Genomic DNA, 7,996 nt, shown 5'->3' on the forward strand with positions numbered 1-7,996 from the left:
TTTAGTAAGTTTTGATAGTTATGGCCGGATGAGAAATGAGCCTGAGCGAGGCGGCCCAATTGGAGGCGGGTCTGCGACCCGTGCCATTTGGGCTAACGCTGCTCAGGCTCATTTCCCGCCCGTTCCAGGGGGATGCGCCCAGAATCGAAGGTCGCTGCGTTGCAGGGATCGGAGCGTATCTCGATACGAATCCAATCCCTGCGGCTTGCGCTGCTTCGATTCTGCGCTGCACCATAACGGTCAAACCTTACTAAATTCGGTATAACAAGGGCACGAAGTGGCCGAGATCGTCATCCTCCCCACGACCAGAGAGCCCCATGAGGGTCTACCTCTGCGTGTCGAGAGCCCTAATTCCGAACGTCGCCAGAATCGATCTTTCCCAGTCCAATCAAGACCCGGTAGTCTCCGTCGAAAATATCGACGAAATCATCGATATTATCTTCCTCACTCTCTGAGACGGTTTCGTCCTCGCCCTTGAAGATGATCGCGTTCAACTGGGGACGCTCGTCATTGTTCTGATCGTAAATAAGTCGCTGCTGCATTTCGATCCAATCGCGCAGTTCTCGTTCGGGTATCGGAGTATACTCATTCGAGTCATATCCCCGAACATTGGGAACATAATTCTTAAAATCCTTCGCAACCTCTTTCTCCATTCGACTGCGCAACTGATTATTCTCGCCGCCCGTGTAGACCCGCGGCGGAATTCCCTTTTTCTGGCGAGCCTTATTCTCCCGTTCCTTAAACTCCTTCATGCGGCGAGAAACTTCATTGGACGTAGCCTTACGGGCCGTCTTATACTCCTCAATCGATTTAAAATCGGTCGTGTCCTTAATCCGATCGAGATAAGCTTCCCTCTCATCCTCAATCTCTTTTTCATCCTTGATGAGCCGTTCCTTTATACTTTCAAGGCTCGGTAAACTGTCGGAGAGGATATAGATCGCATCCGCCTGCTGCTCAAGAGCCGCTATCATCGCCATAAACTGCGAATTCCGCGTATTCCAACCATCCGAGAGAATCCTTTTCCCAAGAGGCTGCGCTTCAGCCTTGGGACGGAAGTTCCGAGTGCGAATCCCCTTTTCCTTTAAACTGGAGTTAACAGGCGCAATCCATTCAGCAAAAGCCTCCTTATTCGTCGATGTCGCCGGAACGAGATTGGGACGCCAAATTTCCATCCGGCTCCGATCAAAAAGGATCATATTGAAAAGTACACCAGAAGGAAGGTCATTCACCAGCCCAATGACATCCTTTTTGATCACGTCGTAAGTCGGAATCCCGCCCTTTTTGTCTTGGAGGAGATCCGTGCGAACATCGACGACAAAGAGGAACTTTTCCCCTTTCGCTTTGATGTCGAAGAGATCGACGGACACCTCACCCAGGCTAAGACCGCCGCCATCGCCGAGATCACCAAACCCCCCTTCACCGAAGCGACCAATACCCCCGCTTCCATTGATGTTGGGCACCGCGATATCCATATCCGGCATCGTTATATCGGAAACCTGCTTCACCTGAAGCTTCTGCTTGGGGCGTTGCGACTTCTGCTGCTGCTGCTGCATCCGCACCTTATACTCCAATTGCACCCGCTCGATTTTTTCGACGGGAGGAGGCTCTTCAAAGGTCGGATCTTTCGGCACTACGGCCTGATAGACCGTCCAGCTGCCAAAAGCGATAAGCGCCAGTAGGTGAATTCCAAGAATCCCGAGCATGATGCCCCAGAGGATTTTATTGGGAGGTTTCTTTTGAGGGCGGTACACAACTTAACAAAATAGCAGAAAATTTAGAAGCAATCAGAAGGGATATATTTCAAGAAGAACTTCGTCAACCGATACCAATTTAAACACATTGGCAACAGTTTCAATATCTCTAATGATTACGGTCTCCCTCCCTCTGTTTCGGGGGTAAAAAGCCCATTCATCAACTCCTCGGCCAAAATCGGCAATCCAACCGCGGCGGTCGTTTCCCGCATTTCGAATCCCAGCAAACTTCCACTCTCCACCATCTGCGGGTTCGTCCAGAGGCGCCGACATCCGGTGGGAGCCAAACTCACGAGACTGGCTGCCGGATAGACCACTAGGGATGTGCCGACCACCACGAGGATTTCCGCTTTCCTCACAATCGGCTCGGCCTTCTCCATTGCCGGGACCATTTCCCCGAACCAAACAATGTGCGGCCGAAGCTGGGAACCCTTCTCACAAAGATCCCCCAGTCGAATATCCCGGCCCTCCAGCGGATAGAGCAACTGCTCATCCACCGAGCTGCGCGCTAGTCCCAATTCCCCATGCAAATGCAGAACCCGCGTCGATCCTGCCCGCTCATGAAGATCGTCCACATTCTGGGTAATGATCTCCACCGAGAACTTCTCTTCCAACTGCGCCAGAGCCCGATGACCCGCATTTGGCTCCGCCGTTCGCAACTGCCGCCGCCTTTGGTTGTAAAAATCCAAAACCATCTCCGGATCCCTCTCCCATGCCTCTGGCGTCGCCACATCTTCCACTCGATGCCCCTCCCAAAGTCCGTCCGCATCCCGAAAAGTCTTCAACCCACTTTCCGCACTCATCCCGGCACCCGAAATGACTACGACTTTCTGCTTCGAACGATTCATCCTACCTAAACGCTCCCGAATCCTACCTGACCAGACCTCCTCAGGTAAACCTCTAATGTTCAAGCACTCCCAGAGAACTGATCTACTTTCATTGACTAGTTCAACTCTCAGGAGCAGCACCCCTCGAGTAATCCTCCCTCCAGAAACTTTTTGTATCCAGGCTGCTCTATACTGACCGGCTCTCCACGTGCGCCATCCCTGCATTGTCCACACACTCACCTCGTATTTTTTTCGATTCGCCTCTCTCAAGGATCCTGCTTTCCTCAGCGGATGGATCTGACTACCGGACAATGGATTGCGGTTTGTGCTGCAGCGTTTGGCGTTGGCCTCGGCAAAGGAGGTCTACCGGGATTGGGCAACTTGGCCATTGCCATCTACGCCCTCGCCTTTCCAGCACGGATTTCGGTCGGAATTCTTCTCCCGGTTCTGATGGCAGCGGATCTGATCGCGGTGATCGTCTATCGCAGGCACGCCGAGTGGGGGGTGATTGGCAAATTTCTCCCTTGGACCGTCCTCGGAGTCTGCCTCGGGGCGCTGGTTTTTGGCAATATTGGCGACCGAACCGTGGAGATCCTCATCGGCCTGATCCTCCTGATCATGACAGGGCTTCACTTCCTCAAATCCTTCCTCCACCGCGGCCGCACTGACGTCCCCACCGGGAAAGCCGCGCTCGGACTCCGCGCTTCCACCGGGATCATCGGCGGATTTGCCACCATGATCGCCAATGCCGCCGGCCCCGTCGCCGCCCTCTACCTGATCTTTCTCCGCCTCCCGAAGATCGCCTTCGTCGGCACCCTCGCCTGGTTCTTCATGATCGTGAACTGGATCAAGCTCCCCTTCATGATCGGCCTCGGCGCCATCAACCTCGACTCCATGAGCGTGTCCCTCCCCGCCATGGCCTTCGCCATGGTCGGCGTTCTCGCCGCCCGGGCCGTTGTCGAAAAAATCCCCCAAAAACTCTTCGAGTGGCTGATCTGGATCTTCGTCATCGGGGCGGGATTCCAACTACTGCTCTAGGACGGACCTCCGAAACCTTGGAAAACGAAATCAAATCCCGCCAGCGAACCGATCATTCGTCTCGCGCTCGTCCGCACCGAATCACCACAAAAACTGCCGCTGCCAACAACAAAAGATCTCTCCCCAGAACCAAAGGATAATTGGTCTTCACTTCCGCCCGCCCAAAGCACCCACACGATACGTCGATTCCGCGGCCCCAAGCGGAGACCAATACCACCGCAAAAACGACGCTCAACACCGCAGCAATCAGCGCAGACTCCTTCCGAAGAATACGCAGAAACATCCCAATCCCCGCCACGACCTCCGTCGCTGGCAGGAAAAGCGCGATCCAATATGCCACAGAGGACCGCACTAGCTGGTAGCTCAAGATATCGGCCTGAAACTCATCCGGACGAATCAGCTTCACGAACCCCGCGTAAAGGAAAACGACGCCCAGCCCCCAAGCGAGTAAAGACTCTGCTATTCTTGCGCCGCCTGCCATGCCTCCCATCCGCCTTTCAAAACGTACACTTCCTCAAATCCCGCCTCCCCACTAAGCCGCTTAGCCACCCCATGGCTTGCCTGACAACTCAAGCTGCTACAATAGACAATAATTCGGTCGCCGGGCTGCCACGCATCGAGCAGGTCCGGAAAAGGGTGCCCCAATCACTCTCGTTCAATAATATTGCCCCCGGAATATGCTCCTTTGCAAATTCATCGGCAGAACGAGCGTCGACCCAGAGAACCCTCCCCTCCGCCGCCCTTGAATCCCGCAGGAGAATTTCTCCGTCACGCAAGGACTCCTCCGACCAGGATGGTCGGGCTGGATTGACCAGCCAATTCATTCCGCCAACGACAAGCACGGCCAACGCCATCATACCGAGTTTTGACAGGCTTTCCATATCTCCCTCCGACGTTCTAAAGGCCTCTAAGACTCACACAAAGACTCTCTACACTGTCCGAAAAATACATTCACTTGATGTGAGCATAGACATAGTAGGTTCTCGGACTCTCCACCGGATAATCTGTACTCAAGGTGATTCGAGCCCTTGCCGCCTCATCCGTCTGCGTGGGAAACAAATGTAGTTGGTACGACCTGCCCTCTTCGATCTCCTCCAAATGAACTTCGATGCTACCATTGTTCGACTCCGCCGACAGCACCTTTATCGGTTCTTCGATTCCGACCTTTAGCTCAATGGTCTTCCCATCTGGGACCTCTCCCTTCTTCCAAAAGACGAAAGCAGGACGAATATTCAACAAGTCCGGAATGACCGTCTCCATGGTCAACACCGTCGGCTTTTCCTCCCCTTTCGTCGATACGCGGATCGTCTTCGTCTGCACGCCCTTACGACTCCCAATCTTCAAGGTCGCCTCGATCTTTCCGACCTCTCCTGGCTCGTAAGTCTTCTTGTCCAACTCGGTCGTCGTGCAGCCACAACTCGGCTTCACCTCCGTAATTGTCACTGCATCATCACCAATGTTCGCAAATCGGAAAACCGCCGTAATTTCGGAATCCGACGGATCCGCTTCCTGCGATACCTTGGTAGTGTTCCAATCGAGAGAGGCGTAAGAATGTGTCGAGACAACAAGGAAGAAGAGAATTAGAGAGAGTGATTTTTTCATAACGAGAAGACGTGGACGGCGGCTGTTTTGGAGGCTTTGCGGCTAAGATATTAGAAGAGTGTTTCCATGTTGCGCTCTCGAGTCGTTGACGGGAGCTAACTAGTAAGATGCGAGAGTTGAGCGAACGGCATTGACCAAAGCCGCGCTACTTCTTCAAGCGAAGAACCAAGACACCGCCAACGCCAACCACGGCAACGATTAACCACAGCCACCAATCAGACGATTGCTCAACTGGCTCTTCGATTGGTTCTGCAACGACCACCTCGGAAGATTCTTCGCCGTTTGGTTCAGCCGCGGTTCCTTCTTCAATGACTTCAGCAATTTCGGTATGTCCTTCGCTTACAATCGATCTGTCACTTTGATCAGGCAAATCAACGGGCCAAAGACTACGAGTAGATATAGCTTGCATGCTAGGTCCAGGTTTTTTACCCATTGCGATGAAATCGTAAGTTGCTTCAGCCAGATTAATGATCTCAGTGTCCAAATCTGAGCTGTTGATGATCTCAAGGAGGTGAGGCTTTATCTCGTCTGCATTTTCTCCGTACCCAGCAATTGCCAACAAAGCACCTTTTGAAAGAGAGGAGTTATTACCTTTAGCGATGATAATGAGCTTCGACAGCAAGCGATCATCTTGCAAGAAGCCCAAAAGCTCCCATGATTGGTGCTGAACGAGAGAGTCTTGAGTGGATTTAAAAATCTCCAATGCTAGATCAGAGATTTCAAACGATTCGTAACCAGCAGCAGACATAGCAGTTAGAGTCGATATTTTGACCTCGTCCACTGCCTCCGCCTCTACTGCGTTCATCAGCAAGTCCTCGATTTCTTTGTTAGGACTGGAGGAATAAGCCAAAGCCTGAGAAGCAGCCATTCGAACAGCAGGGTTCTCGTCGTTGATCAAACTAGCAAGTCTATGCTGGAAAACCACAGTATCCTCTGGATGAAAGGCTGGTATCGCTGAAACAGGTGCCGATTGAACTCCAACCATGAGCAAAACAGAGGCTTGAGCGGCAGCTAACCGAACATCGGAAGACTCATCATATAGAGCAGACGAATACAAAGACAGCAAAGCCTTGGTATCATCGATCAGCCGATCTGGGCGGCCTCGTAATATCTCGATTTTTTCACTAGGCTCAAGCCTCGTAAACTCTTCCTCAGTCAGCGCATTAGCGACCAATAACTGCGCGAGAAAAAATGCAATAATCCGTGTCATAATAAATTTCCTGACTCGTCCACGTCGTGTTCCTCAGGCGGGAAGAGTGACCCAATACCCTCACCTGTTTCAAGAGGATCATGCTCGTACACACGGCTCCCATTAATGTATACCTCGTAAGCAGGAAAACCGTCGTGTGTACCTTCCAATGTATAGGTATTATTATTGCGATCAATGGTCACCTTCAAAGTGTAATTAATTGATGGTGCTCCAGACACCAAAGGATTAGCCGAGTCTAGCTTACAGGTTAACTCAATCGATCTATCCGAAATCCAATTCGGGCTCTCAATCCAAGCATCAGTTTGGGGAGCAGTATCTATTGCGATCATGTGAGGCGCTCCAACAATTGTGTCTGCCAAGGCTTGTTGATTCAGATTACCAGATGAATCAAGTGAGCTACTAGGATCATAGGATTTCGTAGTTCCAATATGAACAAAGCGGTCACTATTGCCGCGACCATCAGCATTTACTCCAAAAGCGCCATCAACCAATCCATTTGCATCAGCAGGTTGATAGGCAATTACATGGAACTTTTGCTGTGTGCGATGCGAGCCATTTTCCGACCAAGTTGCCCTCGGAGGTGAGCCTGAGATTCTATTATCACCAGAAAATCGAGTGTCGTTGAATGGGATTGGACTTTCTACATTATTCTGTGGGATAAAAGTACTTATTGTGACTGTATCCACCGCTAGAAGAGAAAACAACCCTTCCGTATCCGGCTTGAGAGCTTCGGGATCGAGGTCAAACACCGTAGACGAAGACCCATCCCATTCAATTACCCCAGAGAGGATTTCAGCTTCCTCGCTTTCATCCACATTCTCCGTATCCGGGTCATCTTTAGGGTGAAAAACAATAAGATAAGACCTCGGAGTTTTCTCGCTCTCATCGGCATCGCCGCCCCACTCGAATTTGAAGCGGACTTTACTGTAGCTAATCCAGTCCTCAGAAGTATCGGTCGTTAAACCAACCGCCACCGCACTCACGGAATCGCTGACCTGGGAAAAACCTGCTTGAAAATCCGGCATCATATCACTGGCATCTCGAATAAAATCGTCCGTGCTGTAGGCATCACTCAATTCAATATCGTAGCGAAAACTTACGGTATTGTCACCATCCTCAAATTCCCGAATCGACCACGCGTGTAATGGCTCCTGATCCGAATTGACTAGATCGGTATTGCCAGGCGCATAATGGGTCCATCCCTCTTCTGCCACACATCTCTCCCGACTCGCCACCGCATAAGTCGTTGTCGTCCTTCCGAAAAGGCCGTCCGTAGGGTCGGTGCATCCGGAAACCTTGCTTCGTGTATAAGTCTCTTTTAGATAAGTCGTCACTTCCTCCGGCGGCTCACTGCCTTGAACAAAGAATGGGGTGAATCCCGGGCACGGAATCGAAAAAGAAACTCGCTGATAGAGAATGTTCAACCCGTCCGGATCGATCAACTCGTCGACGGGTTCCAATTCTTCCAAATCGTTATCGAAGAACACCGTGCACTCGTTCTCATTTTCGGCGCTGCTTTCGGAAAGAACAAAGCAGTCTTGGCAGTTATAATCCTCGTTCCAGCATCC

10 protein-coding genes are annotated in these 7,996 nt (G+C 51.5%); 2 read left to right on the forward strand and 8 right to left on the reverse strand.

Translation table 11 applies throughout. The annotated features are described in order from the left end of the window. The first annotated feature begins 35 nt into the window (after positions 1-35). Entirely contained in the window at positions 36-254 is a 219-nt protein-coding gene (locus tag H5P30_RS14730; RefSeq protein WP_185691114.1) for a hypothetical protein, read from the forward strand. Positions 255-347: 93 nt separating this feature from the next. On the opposite strand, the gene H5P30_RS14735 is transcribed toward H5P30_RS14730, so the two are convergent. After that, positions 348-1,751, reverse strand: coding sequence for a vWA domain-containing protein (locus H5P30_RS14735; protein WP_185693676.1), 1,404 nt, complete (start codon positions 1,749-1,751; stop codon positions 348-350). A gap of 116 nt (positions 1,752-1,867) precedes the next feature. Next, entirely contained in the window at positions 1,868-2,599 is a 732-nt protein-coding gene (locus tag H5P30_RS14740; RefSeq protein ID WP_185693677.1) for an SIR2 family NAD-dependent protein deacylase, read from the reverse strand. 270 nt (positions 2,600-2,869) lie between these two features. Between H5P30_RS14740 and H5P30_RS14745 the strand changes: the two genes are divergently transcribed. Next, positions 2,870-3,616 carry a sulfite exporter TauE/SafE family protein gene (locus H5P30_RS14745; RefSeq protein ID WP_185693678.1) on the forward strand — a complete coding sequence of 249 codons (747 nt, stop codon included), beginning with the start codon at positions 2,870-2,872 and terminating at the stop codon, positions 3,614-3,616. A gap of 52 nt (positions 3,617-3,668) precedes the next feature. Here the strand turns inward: H5P30_RS14745 and H5P30_RS14750 are convergent, their stop codons facing one another. From H5P30_RS14750 to H5P30_RS21900, 6 genes are all read right to left on the reverse strand, one after another. Beyond that, complete coding sequence (locus H5P30_RS14750) at positions 3,669-4,097, reverse strand: MauE/DoxX family redox-associated membrane protein (protein ID WP_185693679.1); 429 nt, start codon at positions 4,095-4,097, stop codon at positions 3,669-3,671. After that, positions 4,076-4,261 carry a rhodanese-like domain-containing protein gene (locus tag H5P30_RS22725; protein ID WP_425504936.1) on the reverse strand — a complete coding sequence of 62 codons (186 nt, stop codon included), beginning with the start codon at positions 4,259-4,261 and terminating at the stop codon, positions 4,076-4,078. The genes H5P30_RS14750 and H5P30_RS22725 overlap by 22 nt, the downstream gene beginning before the upstream one ends. Beyond that, on the reverse strand, positions 4,186-4,497 hold the full coding sequence (locus H5P30_RS14760; protein WP_185693681.1) for a rhodanese-like domain-containing protein: 312 nt from the start codon (positions 4,495-4,497) through the stop codon (positions 4,186-4,188). Before H5P30_RS14760 ends, H5P30_RS22725 begins: the two co-directional genes overlap by 76 nt. A 70-nt stretch (positions 4,498-4,567) precedes the next feature. After that, positions 4,568-5,218 carry a DUF1573 domain-containing protein gene (locus tag H5P30_RS14765; RefSeq protein WP_185693682.1) on the reverse strand — a complete coding sequence of 217 codons (651 nt, stop codon included), beginning with the start codon at positions 5,216-5,218 and terminating at the stop codon, positions 4,568-4,570. 145 nt (positions 5,219-5,363) lie between these two features. After that, positions 5,364-6,428 carry a hypothetical protein gene (locus H5P30_RS14770; RefSeq protein ID WP_185693683.1) on the reverse strand — a complete coding sequence of 355 codons (1,065 nt, stop codon included), beginning with the start codon at positions 6,426-6,428 and terminating at the stop codon, positions 5,364-5,366. After that, positions 6,425-7,996, reverse strand: a 1,572-nt coding sequence (locus H5P30_RS21900) for a DUF3238 domain-containing protein (protein WP_221774377.1), incomplete at its 5' end; no start/stop codon positions are given. The genes H5P30_RS14770 and H5P30_RS21900, both read right to left, overlap by 4 nt.

It is taken from the genome of Puniceicoccus vermicola (genome assembly GCF_014230055.1).
GTDB lineage: Bacteria > Verrucomicrobiota > Verrucomicrobiia > Opitutales > Puniceicoccaceae > Puniceicoccus > Puniceicoccus vermicola.

Excerpts from the sequence above, each read along its gene's own strand:
- H5P30_RS14730 (WP_185691114.1), top strand. The coding sequence starts at position 36 with ATGAGCCTGAGCGAGGCGGCCCAATTGGAGGCGGGTCTGCGACCCGTG.
- H5P30_RS14740 (WP_185693677.1), bottom strand. The coding sequence starts at position 2,599 with ATGAATCGTTCGAAGCAGAAAGTCGTAGTCATTTCGGGTGCCGGGATG.
- H5P30_RS14745 (WP_185693678.1), top strand. The coding sequence starts at position 2,870 with ATGGATCTGACTACCGGACAATGGATTGCGGTTTGTGCTGCAGCGTTT.
- H5P30_RS14750 (WP_185693679.1), bottom strand. The coding sequence starts at position 4,097 with ATGGCAGGCGGCGCAAGAATAGCAGAGTCTTTACTCGCTTGGGGGCTG.
- H5P30_RS14760 (WP_185693681.1), bottom strand. The coding sequence starts at position 4,497 with ATGGAAAGCCTGTCAAAACTCGGTATGATGGCGTTGGCCGTGCTTGTC.
- H5P30_RS14765 (WP_185693682.1), bottom strand. The coding sequence starts at position 5,218 with ATGAAAAAATCACTCTCTCTAATTCTCTTCTTCCTTGTTGTCTCGACA.
- H5P30_RS14770 (WP_185693683.1), bottom strand. The coding sequence starts at position 6,428 with ATGACACGGATTATTGCATTTTTTCTCGCGCAGTTATTGGTCGCTAAT.